14 protein-coding genes are annotated in these 22,538 nt (G+C 71.7%); 6 read left to right on the top strand and 8 right to left on the bottom strand.

The window, feature by feature from the left end; translation table 11 throughout:
• The first annotated feature begins 285 nt into the window (after positions 1-285).
• The 4 genes from AB0L37_RS31765 to AB0L37_RS31750 all read left to right on the top strand — a co-directional run bounded on the left by AB0L37_RS31765 (position 286) and on the right by AB0L37_RS31750 (position 8,126).
• Positions 286-5,211: an NAD-glutamate dehydrogenase gene (locus AB0L37_RS31765; protein ID WP_365513187.1), complete on the top strand. Its 4,926-nt coding sequence runs from the start codon at positions 286-288 to the stop codon at positions 5,209-5,211.
• Positions 5,212-5,411: 200 nt separating this feature from the next.
• On the top strand, positions 5,412-6,194 hold the full coding sequence (locus tag AB0L37_RS31760) for a polyprenol monophosphomannose synthase (protein WP_365513184.1): 783 nt from the start codon (positions 5,412-5,414) through the stop codon (positions 6,192-6,194).
• The gene (locus AB0L37_RS31755) at positions 6,167-6,652 is read left to right on the top strand and encodes a GtrA family protein (protein ID WP_365513181.1); all 486 of its coding nucleotides are present in this window, start codon (positions 6,167-6,169) and stop codon (positions 6,650-6,652) included. Before AB0L37_RS31760 ends, AB0L37_RS31755 begins: the two co-directional genes overlap by 28 nt.
• Complete coding sequence (locus tag AB0L37_RS31750; RefSeq protein WP_365513179.1) at positions 6,636-8,126, top strand: hypothetical protein; 1,491 nt, start codon at positions 6,636-6,638, stop codon at positions 8,124-8,126. The genes AB0L37_RS31755 and AB0L37_RS31750 overlap by 17 nt, the downstream gene beginning before the upstream one ends.
• 257 nt (positions 8,127-8,383) lie before the next feature.
• Here the strand turns inward: AB0L37_RS31750 and AB0L37_RS31745 are convergent, their stop codons facing one another.
• Positions 8,384-9,007 carry a DNA-binding response regulator gene (locus AB0L37_RS31745; RefSeq protein WP_365513177.1) on the bottom strand — a complete coding sequence of 208 codons (624 nt, stop codon included), beginning with the start codon at positions 9,005-9,007 and terminating at the stop codon, positions 8,384-8,386.
• Positions 9,008-9,080: 73 nt separating this feature from the next.
• On the opposite strand from AB0L37_RS31745, the gene AB0L37_RS31740 reads away from it, so the two are divergent.
• The gene (locus tag AB0L37_RS31740; protein ID WP_365513175.1) at positions 9,081-9,938 is read left to right on the top strand and encodes an aldo/keto reductase; all 858 of its coding nucleotides are present in this window, start codon (positions 9,081-9,083) and stop codon (positions 9,936-9,938) included.
• 12 nt (positions 9,939-9,950) lie between these two features.
• Here AB0L37_RS31740 and AB0L37_RS31735 read toward each other — a convergent pair whose 3' ends face one another.
• The 5 genes from AB0L37_RS31735 to AB0L37_RS31715 all read right to left on the bottom strand — a co-directional run bounded on the left by AB0L37_RS31735 (position 9,951) and on the right by AB0L37_RS31715 (position 19,272).
• A complete protein-coding gene (locus AB0L37_RS31735; protein WP_365513172.1) occupies positions 9,951-11,624 on the bottom strand; it encodes a glycosyltransferase family 2 protein in 1,674 nt (557 codons plus the stop codon).
• Positions 11,624-13,813, bottom strand: a complete 2,190-nt coding sequence (locus tag AB0L37_RS31730; protein WP_365513169.1) for a CDP-glycerol:glycerophosphate glycerophosphotransferase — start codon at positions 13,811-13,813, stop codon at positions 11,624-11,626. Before AB0L37_RS31730 ends, AB0L37_RS31735 begins: the two co-directional genes overlap by 1 nt.
• 1 nt (position 13,814) lies before the next feature.
• A complete protein-coding gene (locus AB0L37_RS31725; RefSeq protein WP_365513167.1) occupies positions 13,815-17,393 on the bottom strand; it encodes a bifunctional glycosyltransferase family 2 protein/CDP-glycerol:glycerophosphate glycerophosphotransferase in 3,579 nt (1,192 codons plus the stop codon).
• 93 nt (positions 17,394-17,486) lie between these two features.
• Complete coding sequence (locus AB0L37_RS31720; RefSeq protein ID WP_365513164.1) at positions 17,487-18,356, bottom strand: ABC transporter ATP-binding protein; 870 nt, start codon at positions 18,354-18,356, stop codon at positions 17,487-17,489.
• The gene (locus tag AB0L37_RS31715) at positions 18,349-19,272 is read right to left on the bottom strand and encodes an ABC transporter permease (RefSeq protein WP_365513161.1); all 924 of its coding nucleotides are present in this window, start codon (positions 19,270-19,272) and stop codon (positions 18,349-18,351) included. The genes AB0L37_RS31720 and AB0L37_RS31715 overlap by 8 nt, the downstream gene beginning before the upstream one ends.
• A gap of 169 nt (positions 19,273-19,441) precedes the next feature.
• On the opposite strand from AB0L37_RS31715, the gene AB0L37_RS31710 reads away from it, so the two are divergent.
• Entirely contained in the window at positions 19,442-20,065 is a 624-nt protein-coding gene (locus AB0L37_RS31710; protein WP_365513158.1) for a TetR/AcrR family transcriptional regulator, read from the top strand.
• A 169-nt stretch (positions 20,066-20,234) separates the two neighbouring features.
• Here the strand turns inward: AB0L37_RS31710 and AB0L37_RS31705 are convergent, their stop codons facing one another.
• Positions 20,235-21,155 (bottom strand): sigma-70 family RNA polymerase sigma factor, encoded by a 921-nt coding sequence (locus AB0L37_RS31705; RefSeq protein WP_365513155.1) that lies wholly within the window; start codon positions 21,153-21,155, stop codon positions 20,235-20,237.
• A 45-nt stretch (positions 21,156-21,200) separates the two neighbouring features.
• The gene (locus AB0L37_RS31700; protein ID WP_365513153.1) at positions 21,201-22,289 is read right to left on the bottom strand and encodes an NlpC/P60 family protein; all 1,089 of its coding nucleotides are present in this window, start codon (positions 22,287-22,289) and stop codon (positions 21,201-21,203) included.
• Positions 22,290-22,538: the final 249 nt, after the last annotated feature.

Raw genomic sequence — 22,538 nt, 5'->3', positions numbered from 1 at the left:
GGGGAGAGCGATAGCCTTGTCCCGTGATCAGCGCGATATCTCGCGGGGGCATCGTCGCCCCCTGCCCGCGCCGGGAGCTCACGGGTCGCCACAGCGACCGTGCCCGGCGCTCAGATGCTGATCGTTTCCGGCGGATGGCCAGTACGTTGAAAATGGCGCATTCCCGTCCGCTCTTCTCTCATTCCGGCATAACGTCGTCGCAGACCGGAGACCCCGCGTCGCGGCGTTACGTCGTACCGATCATTTCTACGTCACGCAACGGCGCGCGACAGGAGCCAGAGGACAATGCAGACCAAGCTGGACGAAGCCAAGGCCGAGCTGCTCGCACGGGCCGCCCGGGTAGCTGAGAACAGCCCGGTAGGGGGGCACCTACCGACTGGGGCGACGGACGAGGGCACTCCTGACCGGGACACCGTGCTCGCGTTCCTCCAGCGCTACTACCTGCACACCGCACCCGAGGACCTCACGGACCGCGACCCGGTCGACGTCTTCGGCGCCGCGTACTCGCACTACCGTCTCGCCGAGGCCCGTCCGCAGGGCACCGCGAACGTGAAGGTCCACACGCCGACCGTCGAGGAGAACGGCTGGACGTGCAGCCACTCCGTCGTCGAGGTCGTCACCGACGACATGCCGTTCCTCGTGGACTCCGTGACCAACGAGCTGTCCCGGCAGGGCCGCGGCATTCACGTGGTGATCCACCCGCAGGTCGTGGTCAGGCGTGACGTCACCGGCAAGCTCCTCGAAGTGCTTCCGGCCGGGACCGAGGCCAGCGGCCACGACATCCTCACCGAGTCGTGGATCCACGTGGAGATGGACCGCGAGACCGACCGCGCCGACCTCAAGCAGATCACCTCCGACCTGCTGCGTGTCCTGTCCGACGTACGCGAGTGCGTCGAGGACTGGGAGAAGATGCGCGACGCGGCGCTGCGGATCGCCGACGAGCTGCCGAGCGAGCCGACCGCGGGCGACCTGCCCGAGCAGGAGGTCGAGGAGGCCCGCGAACTCCTTCGCTGGCTGTCCGCCGACCACTTCACGTTCCTCGGGTACCGCGAGTACAACCTCACCGACGACGACTCGCTGGCCGCCGTGCCCGGCACCGGACTCGGCATCCTGCGCTCCGACCCGCACCACGAGGCCGAGGACCACCACCCGGTCTCGCCGTCGTTCAACCGGCTTCCGGCCGACGCCCGTGCCAAGGCCCGCGAGCACAAGCTGCTCGTCCTGACCAAGGCCAACAGCCGTGCCACCGTGCACCGCCCGAGCTACCTCGACTACGTCGGCGTCAAGAAGTTCGACGCGGACGGCAACGTCGTGGGCGAGCGGCGCTTCCTCGGCCTGTTCTCCTCCGCCGCGTACACCGAGTCCGTGCGCCGCGTCCCCGTCATCCGCCGCAAGGTCGCCGAGGTCCTCAAGGGCGCGGGCTTCTCGCCCGCCAGCCACGACGGCCGCGACCTGATGCAGATCATGGAGACGTACCCGCGCGACGAGCTCTTCCAGACGCCGGCCGACGAGCTGCGCGAGATCGTCACCTCCGTCCTCTACCTCCAGGAGCGGCGCCGGCTGCGCCTGTACCTGCGCAAGGACGAGTACGGGCGCTACTACTCGGCGCTCGTCTACCTGCCCCGCGACCGCTACACCACCGGCGTGCGGCTGCGGATCATCGACATCCTCAAGGAGGAGCTCGGCGGCACCAGCGTCGACTTCACCGCGTGGAACACCGAGTCGATCCTGTCCCGGCTGCACTTCGTCGTCCGCGTCCCGCCGGGCACCGAGCTGCCGCAGCTCTCGGACGCCGACAAGGACCGCATCGAGGCCCGTCTCGTCGAGGCCGCCCGCTCCTGGGCCGACGGCTTCGCGGAGGCGCTGAACGCCGAGTGCGGCGAGGAGCGCGCCGCCGAACTGCTGCGCCGTTACGGGCACGCGTTCCCCGAGGGCTACAAGGCGGACCACACGCCGCGCGCCGCCGTCGCCGACCTGGTCCACCTGGAGCAGCTCAGCCGCGGCGAGAAGGACTTCGCGCTCTCCCTGTACGAGCCGGTGGGCGCGGCCCCCGGCGAGCGCCGCTTCAAGATCTACCGGACCGGCGCGCCCGTCTCCCTGTCGGCCGTCCTGCCGGTCCTGCAGCGCCTGGGCGTCGAGGTCACCGACGAGCGCCCGTACGAGCTGCGCTGCGCGGACCGTACGACCGCGTGGATCTACGACTTCGGCCTGCGCATGCCGAAGCCGGGCAACGGCAACGACCTCGGGGCCGACGGCCGCGAGCGGTTCCAGGAGGCGTTCTCCGCGACCTGGACCGGGCTCGCCGAGAACGACGGGTTCAACGCCCTGGTGCTGCGCGCCGGTCTCAACTGGCGTCAGGCGATGGTGCTTCGCGCGTACGCCAAGTACCTGCGCCAGGCGGGCGCGACGTTCAGCCAGGACTACATGGAGGACACCCTCCGCAACAACGTCCACACGACGCGTCTGCTCGTCTCCCTCTTCGAGGCGCGGATGTCGCCGGACCGGCAGCGCGCCGGGACCGAGCTCATCGACGGGCTGCTCGAAGAGCTCGACGGCGCGCTCGACCAGGTCGCCTCGCTGGACGAGGACCGGATCCTGCGGTCCTTCCTCACCGTCATCAAGGCCACGCTCAGGACGAACTTCTTCCAGGAGGCCGGGGGCGGCCTGCCGCACTCGTACGTCTCGATGAAGTTCGACCCGCAGGCCATCCCCGACCTGCCCGCGCCGCGGCCCGCGTACGAGATCTGGGTGTACTCGCCGCGCGTCGAGGGCGTGCACCTGCGGTTCGGCAAGGTCGCGCGCGGCGGTCTGCGCTGGTCCGACCGGCGCGAGGACTTCCGTACGGAGATCCTCGGCCTGGTCAAGGCGCAGATGGTGAAGAACACCGTCATCGTGCCGGTCGGCGCGAAGGGCGGCTTCGTCGCCAAGCAGCTGCCCGACCCGAGCGTGGACCGGGACGCGTGGCTGGCCGAGGGCATCGCCGCGTACAAGACGTTCATCTCGGCGCTGCTCGACATCACCGACAACCTGGTCGGCGGCGAGGTCGTGCCGCCGGCCGACGTCGTGCGGCACGACGAGGACGACACGTACCTCGTGGTCGCGGCCGACAAGGGCACGGCGACGTTCTCGGACATCGCCAACGAGGTCGCGAACAGCTACAACTTCTGGCTCGGTGACGCCTTCGCGTCCGGTGGCTCGGCCGGTTACGACCACAAGGCCATGGGCATCACCGCGCGCGGCGCCTGGGAGTCCGTCAAGCGGCACTTCCGCGAGCTGGGCGTCGACACGCAGTCCGAGGACTTCACCGTGGTCGGCGTGGGCGACATGTCCGGTGACGTGTTCGGCAACGGCATGCTGCTGAGCGAGCACATCCGGCTCGTCGCCGCCTTCGACCACCGGCACATCTTCATCGACCCGAAGCCGGACGCGGCCACCTCGTACGCCGAGCGCCGCCGCATGTTCGAGCTGCCGCGCTCCTCGTGGGCCGACTACGACAAGGATCTGATCTCCGCGGGCGGCGGCATCTTCCCGCGCTCCGCCAAGGCGATCCAGATCAACGCGCACATCCGCGAGGCGCTCGGCATCGAGTCGGGCGCGGCGAAGATGACGCCGGCCGAACTGATGAAGGCCATCCTGCACGCGCCGGTCGACCTGCTGTGGAACGGCGGCATCGGTACGTACGTGAAGTCGTCGGTCGAGTCGAACGCGGACGTCGGCGACAAGGCCAACGACGCCATCCGCGTCGACGGCCAGGACGTGCGCGCCAAGGTCATCGGCGAGGGCGGCAACCTCGGCGCCACGCAGCTCGGCCGGATCGAGTTCGCCCGGACCGGCGGCAAGGTGAACACCGACGCGATCGACAACAGCGCCGGCGTGAACACCTCCGACGTCGAGGTCAACATCAAGATTCTCCTCAACGGCCTGGTGTCGGACGGGGACCTGACCGTCAAGCAGCGCAACAAGCTGCTCGCCGCGATGACCGAAGAGGTCGGGCACCTGGTGCTGCGCAACAACTACGCGCAGAACACCGCGCTCGGCAACGCCGTGGCCCAGTCGCCGTCCCTGCTCCACGCCCACCAGCGCTTCATGCGCCGCCTGGGCAAGCAGGGCCACCTCGACCGGGGTCTGGAGTTCCTGCCGAACGACCGGCAGATCAAGGAACTCCTCAACGGCGGGCGCGGGTTGAGCCAGCCCGAACTCGCCGTCCTCCTCGCGTACACGAAGATCACGGCCGCCGACGAGCTGATCACGACGTCGCTGCCGGACGACCCGTACCTGCGCCGGCTGCTGCACGCGTACTTCCCGCAGCCGCTGCGCGAGAAGTACCTCGACGCGATCGACGCGCACGCGCTGCGCCGCGAGATCATCACGACGGTCCTGGTCAACGACACGGTGAACACCGGCGGTTCGACCTTCCTGCACCGGCTGCGCGAGGAGACCGGCGCATCGCTGGAGGAGATCGTGCGGGCGCAGCTCGCCGCGCGCGAGATCTTCGGGCTCAGTGAGGTGTGGGACGCGGTGGAGGCGCTCGACAATGTCGTCGCCGCCGACGTCCAGACCCGGATCCGCCTGCACTCGCGGCGACTCGTGGAGCGCGGCACCCGCTGGCTGCTCAACAACCGCCCGCAGCCGCTTCAGCTGGCCGAGACGATCGACTTCTTCAAGGCGGGTGTCGCCGAGGTCTGGGCGGCCATGCCGAAGATGCTGCGCGGTGCCGACGCCGAGTGGTACCAGTCGATCCTCGACGAGCTGACCGGCGTCGGGGTGCCGGAGGAGCTGGCGCAGCGCGTCGCCGGGTTCTCGTCCGCGTTCCCGACGCTCGACATCGTGCAGATCGCCGACCGCACGGGCAAGGACGCGCTGGCCGTCGCCGAGGTGTACTACGACCTCGGTGACCGGCTCTCCATCACCCAACTCATGGACCGCATCATCGAGTTGCCGCGGGCCGACCGCTGGCAGTCGATGGCCCGCGCGTCGATCCGCGAGGACCTGTACGCGGCGCACGCCGCCCTGACGGCCGATGTGCTGGCCGCCGGGAACGGGACGTCGACGCCGGAGCAGCGGTTCAAGGCGTGGGAGGAGAAGAACGCGCCGATCCTGGGCCGGGCACGCTCGACCCTGGAGGAGATCCAGGGCTCGGACGCCTTCGACCTGGCGAACCTGTCGGTGGCGATGCGGACGATGAGGACGTTGCTGCGCACGCATTCGTAGACACGGTGCGCACGCATTCGTAGACACGGTGCGTACGCATTCGTGATCACGCGCTGAAGCGGGGCGTGTCGGGCCGGACGGCTCGGCGCGCCCCGTTTTTTTGCGGCCCATGACCCTCGGCGTCGCCCCGGATATGCCTTGAAAGCGGGCATTACGTCTAAAGTGGACCTGATTGTCTGACTGATTATCAGGGAGAGCCGATGCCGTCGAAGTCGCCGAAGCCGACGAGCCGCGCCGCCGCGCTGCCCCACGACTGGGCCGCGACACCGCTCACCGTCGTCATGCCCACGTACAACGAGGCGGGGAACCTGCCCCGGATGGCCGAGGCGCTGATGGCGCTCGACCTGCCGGGGCTGCGGCTGCTCGTCGTCGACGACGCCAGCCCGGACGGGACGGGGGACATCGCCGAGGGGTACGTCCGCAGATTCGGGCCCGAACGGATGGCGGTCCTGCACCGGGCCGGCAAGGAAGGGCTCGGGCGCGCCTACGCGGCGGGCATGGCCCGGGCCGTCGCCGACGGCGCCCGGTACGTGCTCCAGATGGACGCCGACGGCAGCCACCCGGTGCCAAAGGTCCCCGAAATGCTGGGAGTTGCGCTGTCCACCGGCGCCGGGGTCACCATCGGCAGCCGGTATGTGCAGGGCGGCACCCTCTCCGACGCGTGGGGCGCGCACCGCCGGCTGCTGTCCCGCTGGGCCAACGCGTACGCGGGCACCATCCTCGGCACCCGGGTGCGCGACATCACCGGCGGCTTCAACCTGTGGCGCGAGGACGCGCTGCGCGCCATCGACCTCGGCTCGGTCGACAGCGCGGGCTACAGCTTCCAGGTCGAGATGAAGTACCGGGCGCTGCGCCGCGGTTACGGCGCCATCGAGGTCCCCATCCACTTCGAGGACCGTACGGTCGGCGAGTCGAAGATGAGCCTGATGGTGCAGCTGGAGTCCGTGGCGATGCCGTGGAAGCTGCGCGCGAGGTCCCGGTGACGGTCGCCTCGTTCATGACGCCCCGCCCGGCCCTGCTCCGTCTGCGCCGCCTCTCCTACGAGATCGTGAAGTTCGGCGTGGTCGGCGGCAGCGGCGTCCTCGTCAACCTCGTCGTCTTCAACCTCCTTCTCCAGGGCCTGGGTTCGGGTGCCATGGCGGCGACGGTCGTCGCGAGCTGTGTCGCCATGGGCACCAACTACCTGGGCTTCCGCTACTTCGCCTACCGCGACCGGGCGGCCCGCACCCGCCGGCAGATCCTGCTCTTCTTCGTCTTCAGCGGGCTCGGCGTGCTGATGGAGAGCCTGCTGTTCTACGCGGGCTACCGCGGGGCCGGGATGACCGGGCCGCTCGCGTCGAACGTGGCGAAGGGCCTGTCGATCCTGCTGGCCTCCGCGTTCCGCTTCCTGGTCTACCGGACGTGGGTCTTCCAGCACCGGCACCATGCGCGGCACGGGTAGCGCGCTCGCGCGGATCGGCGCCCTGCTCGTCCTCGTCCTGCTCGTCGGCGTCGTCGTACGTCTGCCGTGGGCCGGTGACCTGGGTATTCATGCCGCCACGGTCGAACGGCTGCGGCACGATCTGCTCGCCCCCGGTGATCCGCTGGTCGCGGCCGACGCGCCGTCCCCGTACTACACGCCGTGGACGCTGCTGCTCGGATGCGTGGCGAAGGCGAGCGGGCTCGGGGTCTTCGTGGTGCTGCGGGTCGCGGCGCTCGTCTCGCTGGCGGTGCTCGCCTCCGGCGTGTGGGCCTTCGTGGGGGTGTTCGCGGAGGCTCTTGCGCGGGGGGCCGGGCGGGGCCTCGCCACCGCGCTCGTGCTGCTCTGCCTGGTGCTGCTGTGGGGCACGACGCTGTTCAGCTGGAGCGGGTTCCTCGGGCTCAACTCCCTTGCCCTGACGGTCGCTTACCCCAGCACGTTCGCGCTCGGCGCCTCCTTCTGGCTGTGGGCGCTGCTGCGGCGGGCGACGGGCTGGTGGCACTTCCTCGGCGCGGGCGTGCTGTGGGCGGTGATCCTGCTCAGCCACCAATTCACCGGCGTCGTCGCGTCGTTGGGGGCACTCGCGATGGTGGTGGGGGTGCGGCCGTGGCCGGCGCGGGCGTACTGGATCAGGCTCGGCGGCGGCCTCGCGCTCGGCCTCGCCCTGCTGGCCGTATGGCCGTACTACTCGTTCTTCGGCCTCTTCGGCGTCGGCGGTCTGGAGGAGATCCACCGGTCGCTTTACCGGGAACTCGCCGGGCGGTTCTGGCTGGTGGCGGTGGTCGGCGGGGCCGCGCTCGTGCTGCGGTGGCGGCGCGAACGGCGCGACCCGCTGGTGCTGTTCTGCCTGCTGGGGCTCGTGGTGTTCGCGGCGGGCGGGGTGAGCGGGCACTGGTCGTGGGGGCGGGTGCTGCCCGCCGTGCTGATCCCCGCGCAGGTCGCGGCGGCCCTGGAGGTGTGCTGCGCGCCGCGCCGCGCCGTGCGCACCGCCTTCGGCTGGGCGGTCGCCGGCGCGCTCGCCGTGGGGGCGTGGACGCAGGCCGGGACGCTCGGCTACGTCGTCCCGCGCGGCGCACTGCCGGACGCGGTCGCCGCCAAGTACCGGGAGCCGTGGGCGGGTTACCACTGGATCACGCGCTGGACGGCGTACGGGGACGTGGTCCTCGCCAAGACGTTCCCGGCCCGGCAGATCCCCGCGTACGGGCCCTACACGGTCGCCCCCGGCTACCCCGACGTCTTCCTCGGCGACGAGGGCGCGCGCGACGCGGCGGTGCGCACGTACTTCGCGGCGGGCTCGACGCGGGCCGAGCGCCTTGCCGTCCTGCGCCGCTACGACGTGCGGTGGGTCGTGGCGTACCGCAGCGACGGCGGCCTCCCGGCCACGGACCCGGCGCTGGAGAAGGTGGCGACGGGGCCGCGGGGGCAGGTCTTGTATCGGGTTGTCGTCAGTCGCTGAGGCCGAGGGGACCGGCGCGGAGCCCTGCCCGCGTCGGCGCTGGAGTCGCTGGTGGCGGTGGCGGTGGCGGTGGCGGCCGGGCCGCGCGGGCGCGTCCTGTCCCGCGTCGTCGTCACCCGGTGAGGCCGGGCGTGCCGGGTTCGCGTGCGGGCGTGGTGTCGGTGGTGTCGGCGTCGAGGGGTCGTGGCTTGCTTCGGTGCTGGGGAGGGTGGTCGTGGGGCCGCGGGGGGGGGGGCAGGCCCTGTGTCGGGTAGTCGTCAGGGGGTGAGGCCGAGGGCGCCCGCTCGTAGGCCGGCCTGGAAGCGGGAGTCCGCGCCCAGGATGTCGAGGAGTTCCGCGACGCGGCGGCGGTACGTGCGCACGGACATGCCGAGGTCGCGTGCGGCCGTCTCGTCGGTGGCGCCCGAGCCGAGCGCCCGCAGGATGCGGCGGGACTCGGGGGACAGCTCCGGCTGCTCGGTGCGCAGCAGGTCGGCGAGGTCCGAGGCCGACTCCCAGGCCGCCTCGAAGAGCGCGTACACCCCGCCGACGAGCGTCGGGGAGACGGTCAGCGTGTACTCCTGACGCGGCCCGGTCAGGATCATCGTGCGCCGGTCGAGGATGATCGTGCTGCGCGGCAGCGGCGTGGCCGCGACCCTGACCTGTGTGCCCTGGTCGGCGATCTGGCGCAGGTGCCTGCGGTGCTCCTCGTTCGCGAGGGCGGCCGGGCTGACCAGTTTGCGGGACCGGTGTGCATGGTGGGTGCGGGGCCGCCGCCGGGCTCCGCGCCATGTGTCGAGATCGCACGCGGCGACGAGGAACTCCTCGGACACCGCGTCGAAGAGGGGCGCCGTGCGGGCGAGCATCTCCTGCTCGCCATGGAGGGTCACGGTCTCTGCCATCGCTCCAGTGTGCCGCATGGCAGGTTGTTGCCACGGGTCGCGGCCGTGGCCCGTACCGGCGCAGGGTGGAGCCATGACCCAGACACTGCGCCTCGGCGGCGATCTCACCGTCCACCGCGTCGGCTTCGGCGCGATGCGCCTGCCCCGCAACAGCTTAACCGGCCCCGCCCGCGACCCGGAGACCGGCCGCGCCGTGCTGCGCCGGGCCGTCGAGCTGGGCGTGAACCACATCGACACCGCCGACTTCTACCGCAGCGGCGGCGACGCGGACGTCCGCGCCAACACCCTGATCCGCGAGGCCCTGCACCCGTACGCGGACGGTCTGACCATCGCCACCAAGGTCGGCCCCGTCTTCAGTGGCGGGGGCCCGGTGGGCGAGGCGGCCCCCGAGCAGTTGCGCGGGCAGGTCGAGGCCAACCTGGAGGGCCTCGGCCTGGACCGGCTCGACCTCGTATACCTGCGGATCGGCAGCTCTCTTGAGGTGCCGCACGGCGACTCGCTCGCCGCCCGCTTCGAGGCGCTCGCCGCCCTGCGCGAGGAGGGCCTGATCCGGCATCTCGGCATCAGCAACGTCGACACCGCGCACCTCGCGGAGGCGCGGGCCATCGCCCCCGTCGCGGCCGTCCAGAACCACTTCAACGCGGTCGACCGGGACGCGGCCGAGCTGCACGCCGCGTGCGCGGACGCGGGCATCGCCTTCGTGCCGTTCGGTTCCCTCGGGATGGGCATGGCCGACGTCTCCTCGACGGCGGTCGAGAAGGTCGCGGCCCGGCACGGCGCCACGGTCAACCAGATCGCCCTCGCCTGGGCGCTGTCCCTGTCGCCGGTGACGCTGGTGATCCCGGGCACGGGGTCGACGGCTCACCTGGAGGAGAACGTGGCGGCCGGTTCGCTGACGCTGACGGACGAGGACCTCGCCGACCTCGGCTGAGCCGTCGTGCCGTCAGCGGGTCACGCTCGCCACCAGCCGGGCCGCGCGCCGCACCCGCCGGCCCACCGGGCCGCGCCCGACCCGCCGGGCGACCGGCCGGACGACCTTCGCGGTCACCCCGACCGGTGCGAACCGCACCTGGAGGCGTCCGGCCCCGCGCCCCTCCGGCTCCACGGTCACGCGGTGCCGGTGGACGGTGGCCGAGAACGCGGGGAAGTCGAGGGGCGCGAGCAGCAGGCCGGTGTTGCGCAGGCCACCCGGTGCCTGGAGCTGGAGCAGGGGGTGGCGGACGCCGTCGAAGCCCTGCGGGGGCAGCGGCGCCGCCCGCAGGTCGAGCACGACCCGCCCCTCGAAGATCCCGGGCCGCACCGGATCGAGCCGGAACCGTACGGTCATCCGCTTGCGCCCGGGGGACAGGAGCAGCGACGCGACCTGCGGGCCCACCGGCAGCCGCAGCCCCGGGTCGTACGTGCGCACGTGCAGCGCGACCGACGCGGGGCCCGGTCCCCGCTCGACGGTCAGGATCTCGTGCCGGAACTGGGCCCGCGGGAAGGGCCGCGCGTCCAACGCCAGCTCGCTCAGGGCGAGTTCGCGCCGTCCGTCCGCCGAGTCGGGCACCCGGTCGCCCCAGTAGACGGCGCCCCGCGCGTCGGCCGAGGTGACCCGCGGGGCGACGCCGTGGCCGAGTCCGCGCGCCGCGAGCCGCGCCTCGTCGAGCCGGCCGTCGCGCACCAGCTGGATCACGACCCGCTCGGGGCGCGGCAGCCGGGCGAAGGCGCCGGGCGCGAGCCGCGCCAGGTACGGGTTCACGAGCGCGGCGAACCCGGTCAGCCACTCCTCGTCGCGGTACGGCAGATCACCGGCGTACATCCGGAAGTCGTGCTTGAGGAACTTGTAGTCCTTGGCCTCGCGCAGCGCCGCGCTGTACCCGCCCTCGGCGAGGAAGTCGTCGATGAGCTCCTGTACGTGGACGCGGTCGCGGACATTGCTCAGCTTGTGCCGCTGGTTGGAGATGGAGGCCGCGGTCTCCTCGACGTACGGCGCGATGTACCAGCGGTAGACCGGCTCCGGGATGATGGTGAAGGACTTCGCGAGGCAGTAGGCCTGCGCGGAGAAGAGCTGGTCCTCGTAGTGGATGCCCTCGGGGAAGCGCAGGCCGTGCCGGTCGAGGAAGGCGCGCGCGTACATCTTGCTCGTCGACAAGTGCTCGAAGAACAGGCCGGGTTCGGCCTCGATCCCGTCGACCGTGCGCCGCTCGGCGACCAGGTGCGGCATCCACAGCGACGTGCGGCCGGTGTCGACGCGGACCCGCTCCACCGCGCCCATCGCGAAGTCGATCTCGCGCTCGCGGTGCGCGGCGAGCAGCAACTCGACCGCGTTGGCCGGGAGTTCGTCGTCGCTGTCGAGGAACATCAGGTACGGGGCGCGGGCGATGTCGAGGGCCCGGTTGCGCGGGGCGCTGCACCCCCCGCTGTTCTCCGGCAGCCGCAGATACGTGATGCGGTGGTCGGCGGCGGCCAACTCCCGTGCGACCTCGGGAGTGTTGTCGGTGGAGTGGTCGTCGCTGATGACGATCTCGATGTTGGGGTGGGTCTGCGCCTGGAGGGAGGCGATGGCGCGGGGCAGGCGTTCGGCGTCGTTGAAGACGATGACCGTGACGGTCACGTCGGGGGTGCGCGCGGGCATCAGCGGGTCGCCTCCTCGGGCGTCGGGGCGGGCGTGCGGGAGTCGACCGGGACGACGCGCGGCAGCGCCTCCTCCGGCTCGCCGAGGAAGACGCGGCGCACCACGCGCTCGGCGGCGCGCCCGTCGTCGAACTCGCAGAACCGGCGCCGGAAGTGCGCGCGGGCCTTCGCCGACGTCTCGTCGCGCCACGCGTCCGTGGCGAGGATCTCCGTCAACTCGTCCTGGGTGCGCGCCACATGGCCCGGCGGCTCGGCCATCAGGTCGAAGTAGACGCCGCGTGTCTTCGCGTACGTCTCCCAGTCGTCGGCGTAGCTGATGATCGGCCGGTCGAGGTTGGCGTAGTCGAACATGATGGACGAGTAGTCCGTGATCAGCGCGTCGGAGGCGAGCGCCAGCTCCTCCACCGGGTCGTACGTGGAGACGTCGATGACGTGGCCGCTGCGCCGCAGACCGGCGAGCGGGGAGGCGGCGCCGCCGTAGAAGTAGTGGCCGCGCACGAGCAGCACCGTGTCGTCGCCGAGGCCGGCGGAGAGCGCGGCGAGGTCCAGGCGCGGGTTCCAGTTCGCCTCGTAGTCGCGGTGGGTCGGCGCGTACAGGACGGCACGCTTGCCGGGCGCGATGCCGAGCCGGTCGCGGACGGCGCGGATGTCGGCCGAACTCGCGCTGTAGTACACGTCGTTGCGCGGGTAGCCGTGGTCGAGGGACGTGTAGTGCGACGGGTAGGCGTGCTCCCACATGCGCGTCGAGTGGCTGTTGGCGCTGACGCTGTAGTCCCACTTGTCGACGCGGGCGAGCAGCGCGTCGAAGTCGAGGCCCTTCGACGCCGTCGGGTGGTCGATCTGGTCGAGGCCCATCTTCTTCAGCGGGGTGCCGTGGTGCGTCTGGAGGTGGACGGCGTCCGGTCGCTTCACGACGGCGTTCGGGAAGTTGACGTTGTTGACCAGGTACTTCGCGCGCGCCATCACCTCCCAGTAGCGGCGGGTGCCGGGCACGACGTGGTCGGTGCCGGGCGGCAGCAGCGGCTCGGTCGCCTTCGACACGACCCATACCGGGCGGATGTGCGGCGCGAGCTCGGTGAGCTTCGCCGCGACGGCGCCGGGGTTGCACGCAACCCCCCGGTCCCAGTAGGCGCTGAATACAGCCAAGTTCGGGTCGACGGGCTCGCGCAGGGCCCGCCGGTAGTAGTGGTCGCGGACCTTGACGCCGACCTGCCGCTTGCGTTCCCGTACGGCCGCCTTGAGGTCGCGCCGCTTGTGGTTCGCGGCCTGGAACGCCCGGTACTTCGTGTACGCGTCCTCTTCCAGCAGCCGGCGCCGCACGCCCTCCAGGCCGCCGGGCCGCCGGTACCCGGCCGGCTCCCAGCGCACCGCCGCGGCCGACGCGCGGTGGAAGAACTCCCGCGCCACGTCGTCCGGCATCGTCTCGCGCGCCACGACCCGCATCGTCTCCGTGGCCATCAGGTCGTACAGGACGGCCCGCGGCCGGGCCGCGGTGCCCCGCCGCTGCATGAGCAGCTGGAGCTTCTCGTACGCGTCGACGAGCGCGTACCGCTCCTCGGCCGTCACCGGCGGCAGACTCTCGGGCCGCAACTCCCGTACGTCGACGATCACTTGCTCCAGGCAGGCGATCCGGTCGGCGAGGACGAGGGCGGCCCGGGCGGCGAACATCTCGCCGGAGCCCCTGTCGTGCGCCCTCCAGAACGAGGAGCGCAGCGCGCGGTTGCCGAGGATCGGCGTGACCCGCAGCAGGTCCGGGGCTTCCGACAGGGGCAGATCGCGGCGGCCGACCCGGGTCAACTGCCGTGCGTCAGGGCTGAGTCCGCCGCTGGAGCGCCACGTCGAGCGGGCGTGGTCGGCGACGACCACGTCCACCGCGTCCGGCACCTCGGCGAGCCGGTCGAGCAGCGCCCGCACCCCGCCCACCGGCAGCCGGTCCTTGGCGTGCACGAACCACAGCCACTCGCCCCGGGCCCGCTCGGCACCGGCGGTCCGGGCGGCGGCGTCCGGCGTCCCGGCCGGCAGCGGCACCACGGCGGCGCCGTGCCGCACGGCGACGTCCTGCGCGTCGTCGCCGACGGCGGCCGCCAACAGCTCGACCTCATCGGCGAGTTGGGCGGTCACGCTGTCGAGGCAGACCCCGAGCAGGCCCTGCACGTCCCTGCCGTACACGACGACACTCAGCTTCGGCATGTCACACCCCGCCCTTCTCCAGCATCCGGTCCACCACGCGGCGCGCCGCCTGCCCGTCGTCCAGGTCGCAGAACGCCGCGCGGAAGTCCTCGTACGCCTTCTCGTACGGGGCGGTGGCCGCCGCCGTGTCCCGCAGCGCCGCGATCAGTGCGTCCGACGTCGCGAGCAGCGGGCCCGGCGCGCGCTCCTCGAAGTCGAAGTAGAAGCCGCGCAGCCGGTCCCGGTAGTGCTCCAGGTCGTACGTGAAGAACAGCATCGGGCGGCCGGTCACCGCGAAGTCGAACATGATCGACGAGTAGTCGGTGACCAGGACGTCCGTGACGAGCAGCAGGTCCATCACGTCCGTGACCCCGGCCTGTGCGGAGACGTCGAAGACGAACCCGTCCCCGGCGCCCGGCACCGGCTCGGCGATGTGCGCGTGCGGCCGGACGAGCAGCACGTGGTCCTCGCCCAACACCCGCTTCGCCGCGTCGAGTTCGATGCGCAGGTCGAGCAGGAAGCCGCCCCGGTGACGCTGCTTGTCCTCGCGCCACGTCGGCGCGTACAGGATGACCTTCTTGCCCTCGGGCAGGCCGAGCCGCTCGCGGACCTCGGCGGCGCGCTTGGCGCGGTCGGGGGCCAGGAGGACGTCGTTGCGCGGGTAGCCCGCCTCGACGAGGTCGCCCTCGTAGCGGAAGGCGCGGCGCAGGATCGGCGTCGAGAACCGGTTCGGGGACAGGAGCATCGACCACTGGTGGCGCTCGCGGTCCAGGTCCTCCAGGTACGCCGTCGACGCGAAGTGCTCGTTGTCGAAGTCGAATCCGATGCGCTTGAGCGGGGTGCCGTGCCAGGTCTGCACGATCTGCTGCCCGGGGCGCCGCGCCAGCCACGTCGGGAAGTGCGTGTTGCCGACGATGTACCGGGAGCGGGCGAGTGCCTCGTAGTACTCGGGGCTGTGCACGCGCAGCGCCCGCGCGGTCGGCGGCACCTCGCACTGCCCGTCGCGCACCACCCACAGGTGGTCCAACTCCTCGCCCCTGCGCACCAGTTCCTCGTGGATGGCGCGGGGCGAGTCGCCGTACATGCGGCCGCCGAAGACGTCGTAGACGACGGCGTCGCGCAGCGGCTCGTGCCGGGCCAGCGGGTACGTGTGCTCGCGCAGCCGGGTCTGGCGGTGGCGGCTGCGCTCGGCGGGCCGCAGTTCGGAGTGGGCGAGCAGGGCGAGCTGGTCGTACTGGCGGGCCTGGAGCTCGATGCGTTTGCCGCCCGCGGTCACCTCGGCCGGCAGGTCGCGCTGGGCGGCCGGGGCGAGCTGCACCGAACTGCGGGTGCCGTCCGCGTGCTCCACCGACGGCCACCAGAAACCGGAGCGCAGGGGAAGCCCCGCGTGCGGCGGCGCCGGGGTGAAGGCCGCGCGGAAGGTGCCGTCGACGGCCTCGGCGGGGAACGCGTACTCGTGCCCCGACCACGTCTGGCGCAGGATCAGGCGCAGGGCGTGCGCGCCGGCGGCCGGGTAGGTGCCGGTCAGCGTGACGGTGCCGTCGGCGTCGGCCGTGACCCGCTCCACCAGCGGCTGGGCGGGCTGGTCGACGAGCTGGAGGTAGCCGCCGGGGGAGCGCCGCGCGTACAACGCCCTCTCACCGTTGGGGAATTGGGCCCCGCTGTACCCCTCGCGGTCGTCGAGCACGAGAGCGAGACGGACGGGCCGCTCGGCGTCCTCGGGCCCGAGGAGCACGGACGTGTCCCAGCGGGCGATCGACCGCTCGGCCTGCGTCGGGCGAAGCCGTTCGTGGCCGGCGCGCGCCTCGCGCAGATCGGCCTCCCGCACCCGCGCCGTGAACGGCACCCGGCCGTCGCCGTCCGGCAGGCCGAGCTCCAGCGGCGCGAGCAGCACCCGGCCGGCCTCGCGGTAGCGCAGACGCAGCGCGGCGGGGCCTTCCGGCGCGGTCCGCAGCACACCTCGTACGGTCAAGTCCCCGTCCTCGTACCGGACGTCGAGGGCGCGGGCCTGTGCCGTCTCCACGCGGAGCTGGAGGATGCCGCCCTGGATCTGCGGGGCGACGCGGACGTCGGGGGAGACCCAGTGGGCGGGCGGCGTCTGGCCGGTGCCGGTGCGGGCGCCGTGCAGCGGGCCGCGGCGGGGCGTCGCATGCGTGCCGCCGACCGCGATCCGCACGTGCCAGATCCCGTCGGTCCACCGGCCGCGCCGCTTGAGCCGCTCCGGGTTGACGGTGGCCGTGAACCCGGCCCAGTCCGCGTGCCGGAACTCCGCGCCCGAGGCGACCGTGGCCTCCGGGTCGTAGTGGCTGCGCGCCGGGACGACGACCTTCTTGCGGCCGCCCTTCTCGCTCAGGACCAGCGTCTTCAGTGACTGCGCGCGTGACTCGGCGCCGAGCTGCCGCGCGAAGGCCCAGCCGCTCAACCGCAACTTTCCGTCGTCCCACGTCGCCGTGTCGAGGCGGCTGCGCAGCCCCAACTCCCGGTGGTCCAGGCGCAGTACGGAGTCCGGCACGGGCCGCGACGCGTCCAGGAACGGGTACGCGGCGCGCGGCTTCAGGACCCCCGCCACCGGGATCGAACCGCCGTGCTTCTTCTCGTACTCCAGGAGCGCGATCAGCTCGTCGACGCGCCGGTGCACCGTCAGATAGATCTTCAGCTTGTGCGGTACGGGCAGCGCACGGACCTTGTCCTGTCCGATGTCCCGCGCGAGCTGCCCCACCTGGTCGAGGAACGCCGTCCGGTACGCCGGGTCCGAGCCCGGCAGCACCTTCCAGAACAGCGGCATCTCCTCGTACAGCGCGTTGTGGTCGTAGACCGCGAGGTGGTCCGCGTACATCGGGTCGGAGCCGGTCCGCTCGCCGAGGAAGTCGCGCACCATCCGGATCGAGCGGACCCGGTCGGTCAGGCCGCGCGGGTCGGTGCGGTTCTGGGTGATGGAGCGCTCGCCGATCTCGCGCTCGCGCCAGTGGTAGATCGGCTCGCTGAGTACGTCGACGGCGTCGGCGAGGTAGTGCGCCGGGATGCTGACCGGCGCGTCCTCGTAGAGCATCCCCTCGGGATACGCGAGCGCGTGCCGCTCCCAGAAGGTGCGGCGGTAGACCTTGTTCCAGGCGGTGCGGTCGGTGAGCAGCGGCCGGAACTTCGAGATGTGCGTGCGCAGGCGGGTCGCGGCGAACGGGGCGCGGTGCACGGGGGACTGCACGTGGCCCGCGGATCTGAACCGCGTCACGTTCCCGGCGGCGAAGTCGGAGCCGGTCTCGTCGAGCGTCTCGACGAGCAGCTCGTACGCGTTCGGCGGGAGGGTGTCGTCGCTGTCGACGAAGGCCAGGTACGCGGAGCCCGGGGCCATCGCGCGCACCCCGGCGTTACGGGCGGCGCCCAGGCCCCGGTTCGGCTGGGATATCAGGCGGAAGCGGGGGTCGCGCGCGGCCCACTCCTCGGCGATCGCCGCGCTCCCGTCGGCCGAACCGTCGTCGACCATCACCACCTCGAAGGCGGTGAAGGTCTGGGCGGCCAGGGACCTGAGGCACTCGTCGAGATACAGCTCGACGTTGTAGACGGGGACGATCACACTCAGCCGGGGGTTGGCCGTGGCCTGCACACGCGCTCCTTGTCCTCTTTTGCTGACCGCTCAGGCGCACCATAGTGGCACTAAACGGACAAAAGGGTAAGTTCGGTGTGCTTCTGATGGGCCTCACGAGGGAAGAGCGGCTTTCGGGCGTTTAGGTTCCGACTTGGGCCTGGATTCCGACTTGGGGTGATTGGTGAACGCCTCGTACTCCTTGAGCACCTCCTCGGTCGGCCCGTCCATCAGCAGCTCGCCGCGCTCCAGCCAGAGCACCCGGTCGCAGGTGTCGCGGATCGACTTGTTGCTGTGGCTGACCAGGAAGACGGTGCCGGCGTGCTTGCGCAGCTCGCGGATCCGCTGCTCGGAGCGCTTCTGGAAGGACCGGTCGCCGGTGGCGAGCGCCTCGTCGATCAGGAGCACGTCGTGGTCCTTGGCGGCGGCGATGGAGAACCGCAGCCGGGCCGCCATGCCCGACGAGTACGTGCGCATCGGCAGCGTGATGAATTCGCCCTTCTCGTTGATGCCGGAGAACTCGACGATCTCGTCGTAGCGGTCGCGCACCTGCTCGCGGCTCATGCCCATCGCGAGGCCGCCGAGCCGGACGTTGCGCTCGCCGGTGAGGTCGCTCATCAGCGCCGCGTTCACGCCGAGCAGCGAGGGCTGGCCGTCGGTGAAGATCTGCCCGTTCTCGGTCGGCAGCAGCCCGGCGACCGCCTTGAGCAGCGTCGACTTGCCGGAGCCGTTGGTGCCGATGAGTCCGATGGCCTCGCCGCGGTACGCGGTGAAGGACACGTTCCGTACGGCGTGCACCTTCCGTACGCCCGCCCGCTGCTCGGCCTTCTTCTTGCCGCCGATGATCCGGCTGAGCGCGGCGGTCGCGGAGCCGCGGCCCGCGCCCGTGCCGTTGACCCGGTAGACGATGTCGACGCCGTCGACGATGACGGTGGGAACCCGCTGGTCGTTCAGCCGGTCCTTGATGTGCTCGGTCTCAGCCACGGCCGTACGTCTCCTCTGCCTTCCAGAAGTAGATGAACCCGCCGACACCGAAGAGCAGCGCCCAGCCCACGGCCAGCGCCCAGACGTGCGGCGGCAGCTGGTCCGCGGAGAAGCTGTCGATCAGCGCGAACCGCATCAGGTCGATGTAGACGGCGGCCGGATTGGCCTTGAGCAGCGCGATCAGGACGGGCGGGAAGTCCTTGCCCGCCGACAGATGCGTCAGGCTCCACATCACGCCGGACACGTACATCCACGTACGCAGCAGGAACGGCATGAGCTGCGCGATGTCCGGGGTGTGCGCGCCGATCCTCGCCATGATCAGCGCGAGCCCGGTGTTGAAGACGAACTGGAGCACCAGCGCCGGGATCACCAGGAGCCAGGACATGGTCGGCGGGACGCCGAAGCAGAGCAGGATGACGACCAGCGCGACCATCGAGAACAGCAGTTGCTGGAGCTGCTGGAGACAGTAGGAGACCGGCAGCGAGGCGCGCGGGAAGTGCAGCGCCCGTACGAGTCCGAGGCTGCCGGAGATCGCCTTGGTGCCCGCCATCACGGACGACTGCGTGAACGTCCACACGAAGACGCCCGTGACCAGGAACGGAACGTAGTCGGGCACGCCCCGGCTGGTCCCCATCAGGACGCCGAAGATGAAGAAGTAGACCGCCGCGTTGAGCAGTGGCGTGGCCACCTGCCAGACCTGGCCGAGCTTCGCCTGGCTGTACTGCGAGGTGAGCTTGGCGGTGGCGAAGGCCGTGATGAAGTGCCGCCGCTGCCACAGCCGGCGTACGTACTCGGGCAGCGAGGGGCGTGCGCCGCTGACGGTCAGCCCGTACCGGGCGGCGAGGACGGCGGGGTCCTCCGCGCCGCTCCCCGTGAAGGAGACCGGTGCGGGAGGCGTGTCCAGGACCTGACTCACATCCGCTGCTTTCGCTCGAAGGGTGGGGGACGACGCCGGAACCCGCTTCTTCGACGTGCTTTTGCTTCCCGTTTACGTCGGGACGGATCCGTATCGTCGTGACGCGAGACTAGGACCATTCGACGTCGGAACGCAACCGTTTCGTCGTTACGGCCCTATGCTTTTCCCCATGACGACCAACGCCGACTCCGCCAAGCCGACGCGTCGCAGGGCCCCCGCAGGTGCGGCAGTACTCCGTGAGGACGTGACGGAAGCCATTCGCGCCGCCGTCTTCGAGGAACTCGCCGCCGTCGGCTACGCGCGCATGTCCATCGAGGGCATCGCACGGCGCGCGGGCGTGGGCAAGACGGCGGTCTACCGCCGGTGGCGCTCCAAGCTCCACCTCGTCCTCGACCTGGTCTCCGCCATAGCGGTGCAAGGCCTGCCCGCCCCCGACACCGGGACCCTGGAGGGCGACCTGCTGCTCCTCTACCAGGTGACGTCCCGCGCCCTGAAGCACCCGGTGGCCGGCCAGATCATCCCCGACCTCCAGGCCGAGGCGGCCCGCAACCCGGAGATCGCCGACGCCATGCAGAAGGCGCTGCGCGAAGGACAGCATGGGGTGGCCAGCGGCATCGTGCGCTCGGCCGTGACCCGGGGCGACCTGCGCGACGGCCTCGACGAGGACCTGGCCCTCGACCTGATCTCGGGCCCGCTGTACTGGCGCTCGGTCGTCGTCCGTACGCCGGAACTCCCCAAGGGCCACCTGAAGCGCCTCGCGGCGGCCACGGCGGCGGCGCTCAGGGTGTTGTGACCGGTGGGGCCGGGGCGGGGACCTCATCGGTCCCGGCCCACTCACCGTCTGAGGCGGTCTCCTTCGTCACGGCAACCACGCACACCTCAGATGGCCGGCCCGCGCCGTCCTGGCCGGAGACGTGACCGCCTGCGCTCCCGGCGCATCCGAGACCGCTCCGCACCGCCCCCTACGCCGCCACGATCTCCAGCTTCTCCAACTCCCCGCGCTCCGCGATCACTTCGATGCCCGTGATCGCCCCCTCCGCGTCGAACGCGAACGTGAGGACCAGGACCAGGTGGCCGGCGCGGGCCATGACCAGGCCGGGGACGCCGTCGATGAGGGCCATGCCCGTGTGGCGGGCCCGGGCGACCGCCGCCATCGCGCTCTCGGCCACCACGCGGGCGCCGGCGAGGCGGACCGGCTGCGGGGTCGGGATGACGGCCGCGTCGGCGATCAGGACGACGTCGGGGGCCAGGAGCGAGAGCAGGGACTGGAAGTCGCCGCCCCGGGTCGCCGCGAGGAACGCCTCCACCACGCCGCGGCGGCGCGACTGGTCGGCGTCCGGCGCGGGCCGCGCTCCCTTGATCCGGCGCCGCGCCCGGCTGGCGAGCTGGCGTACGGACGCGGGGGTGCGGTCGAGCAGCGGGGCGATCTGCTCGAAGGGCACCGCGAACGTGTCGTGCAGGACGAACGCCACCCGTTCCGCGGGGGAGAGCGTGTCGAGGACGACCAGGAGCGCCACGCCGACCTCGTCGGCGAGCAGCGCCTCCTCCTCGGGGTGGCCCTGCTCGTCGGGGCCGAGCTCCGGGTCGGCGGGCCGCTCGTCGAGCGGGTCCTCGCGGCGGGTGGTGCGCGAGCGCAGCATGTTGAGGCAGACCCGGGCGACGACCGTGGTCAGCCAGCCCGCCAGGTTCGTGACCTCGGACGTGTCGGCGCGGGCGGCCCGGATCCAGGCCTCCTGCACCGCGTCGTCGGCCTCGCTGAGCGAGCCGAGGATGCGGTACGCCACCGAACGCAGCCGCGACCGCTGTTCCTCGAACCGCCGCGCCAGCTCGTCCTCGCCGAGCACGCCGAGCGGCTCCGTACCGTCAACGGGCTTGTCCGTCATGCGCGTTCCCCCAGTTCCGAAACTGGGAGAAGTAGATCACGCGGCTCACGCCACGCGCGTGGCCCCTGCGAACGGCATCTGGTCGATCGGCGCGATCCGCACGGGCGCGGACGGGTTCGGCGCGTGGATCATCTGGCCGTTGCCGATGTAGAGGCCGACGTGACTGATGCCGGAGTAGAAGAACACCAGGTCGCCCGGATGGAGTTGGGACTTGGGGATGCGCTGCCCCGCGTTGATCTGGGCGTACGTGGTGCGGGGGATCGAGACGCCCGCGGCGCGGTACGCGGCCTGGGTCAGGCCCGAGCAGTCGAAGGCGTTGGGCCCGGTCGCGCCCCAGACGTACGGGCTGCCGAGGGCGCCCTGCGCGTAGGAGATCGCCGCTGCCACGCGGGAGTTGGACGCCTTGCCGAGGTCGGCGGTGAGGTCGTCGCGGGACGTCGCGCGCGAGGCGTGACCGGAGCCGTCCGTGCCGTACGAGGCGCCCGGGCCGTCCGTGCCGCCGGAGGCGAGCGCCCGGTCGGCCGGGTCGAGGCGGTCGAGGAGCCGCTTCGCCTCACCCAGCTTCTTCGTCACCGTCTTCTTCTGGCGCTCCAACTCCCGCTGTTTCCCGCGCAGTTCGGAGAGCGTGCCGTCGGCTTTCCCGCGCACCTGGTCGATCTCGCGCAGCTCCTTGCGGACCCGCGCGATCGTGGCGGCCTGCCGGGTGCCGACCCGGTCGGCGAGGGCCGCCTCGTCCAGGTAGCGGTCGGGCGTGGAGGAGAGGAGCAGTCGGACGGTCGGGTCGACACCGCCGGTGCGGTACTGCTCCGCCGCCATCGAGCCCAGCTTCTGCCGCTGGGAGTTGAGGGCCTCGGTGCGCCGCGACGCCTCGTCCTGGAGACTGTCGACCTTCTTCTGGGCCTTCTCGGCCTTCTCCTTCGCGCCGTTGTACTTCTCGGTGGCGACCTCCGCCTCCTGGTAGAGCTTGTCGACCTTCGCCTTCACCTCGGTGGGGGAGAGGTGCGGCTCCGCGTGCGCCGTGCCGCCGTCGAAGACGGTGGCGGTCGCCGCGGAGGCGAGGGCGAGGGTGGCCGCTGTGCGGGCCGTACTGCCACTGAGCGAGCGCTGTCGGGGCTTGCGGTGCGCTGCCGGCACGTGACGCCACGTCCTTTCGGAACGTCCTGCTTACGCGTCCGGCGGCGGCCCGCACAGGGGGAGCGGGCCGCCGCCGGACCTTTCTCGGCGGTGGTGTCCGACTGCCGCCCCTGGCCCGGGCGGCGGTGGGGAGCCGGTCACCTGAGGAAGGACGCTAAACCTCGGCGTAACGGGTTGGTGGCGGATTGTTCGCAACTGGCCCGTTTGTTGTGAGCGGTGTCGGAGAGTGACAGTCGCGTGCCCGCGGAT

The sequence above is a fragment of the Streptomyces sp. NPDC052225 genome, assembly GCF_040679615.1.
Lineage (GTDB): Bacteria > Actinomycetota > Actinomycetes > Streptomycetales > Streptomycetaceae > Streptomyces.
This window is presented reverse-complemented; position numbering and strand designations above follow the sequence as displayed.

Excerpts from the sequence above, each read along its gene's own strand:
- AB0L37_RS31765 (WP_365513187.1), top strand. The coding sequence starts at position 286 with ATGCAGACCAAGCTGGACGAAGCCAAGGCCGAGCTGCTCGCACGGGCC.
- AB0L37_RS31730 (WP_365513169.1), bottom strand. The coding sequence starts at position 13,813 with ATGCCGAAGCTGAGTGTCGTCGTGTACGGCAGGGACGTGCAGGGCCTG.
- AB0L37_RS31745 (WP_365513177.1), bottom strand. The coding sequence starts at position 9,007 with ATGGCAGAGACCGTGACCCTCCATGGCGAGCAGGAGATGCTCGCCCGC.
- AB0L37_RS31740 (WP_365513175.1), top strand. The coding sequence starts at position 9,081 with ATGACCCAGACACTGCGCCTCGGCGGCGATCTCACCGTCCACCGCGTC.
- AB0L37_RS31735 (WP_365513172.1), bottom strand. The coding sequence starts at position 11,624 with ATGCCCGCGCGCACCCCCGACGTGACCGTCACGGTCATCGTCTTCAAC.
- AB0L37_RS31750 (WP_365513179.1), top strand. The coding sequence starts at position 6,636 with ATGCGCGGCACGGGTAGCGCGCTCGCGCGGATCGGCGCCCTGCTCGTC.
- AB0L37_RS31760 (WP_365513184.1), top strand. The coding sequence starts at position 5,412 with ATGCCGTCGAAGTCGCCGAAGCCGACGAGCCGCGCCGCCGCGCTGCCC.
- AB0L37_RS31705 (WP_365513155.1), bottom strand. The coding sequence starts at position 21,155 with ATGACGGACAAGCCCGTTGACGGTACGGAGCCGCTCGGCGTGCTCGGC.
- AB0L37_RS31710 (WP_365513158.1), top strand. The coding sequence starts at position 19,442 with ATGACGACCAACGCCGACTCCGCCAAGCCGACGCGTCGCAGGGCCCCC.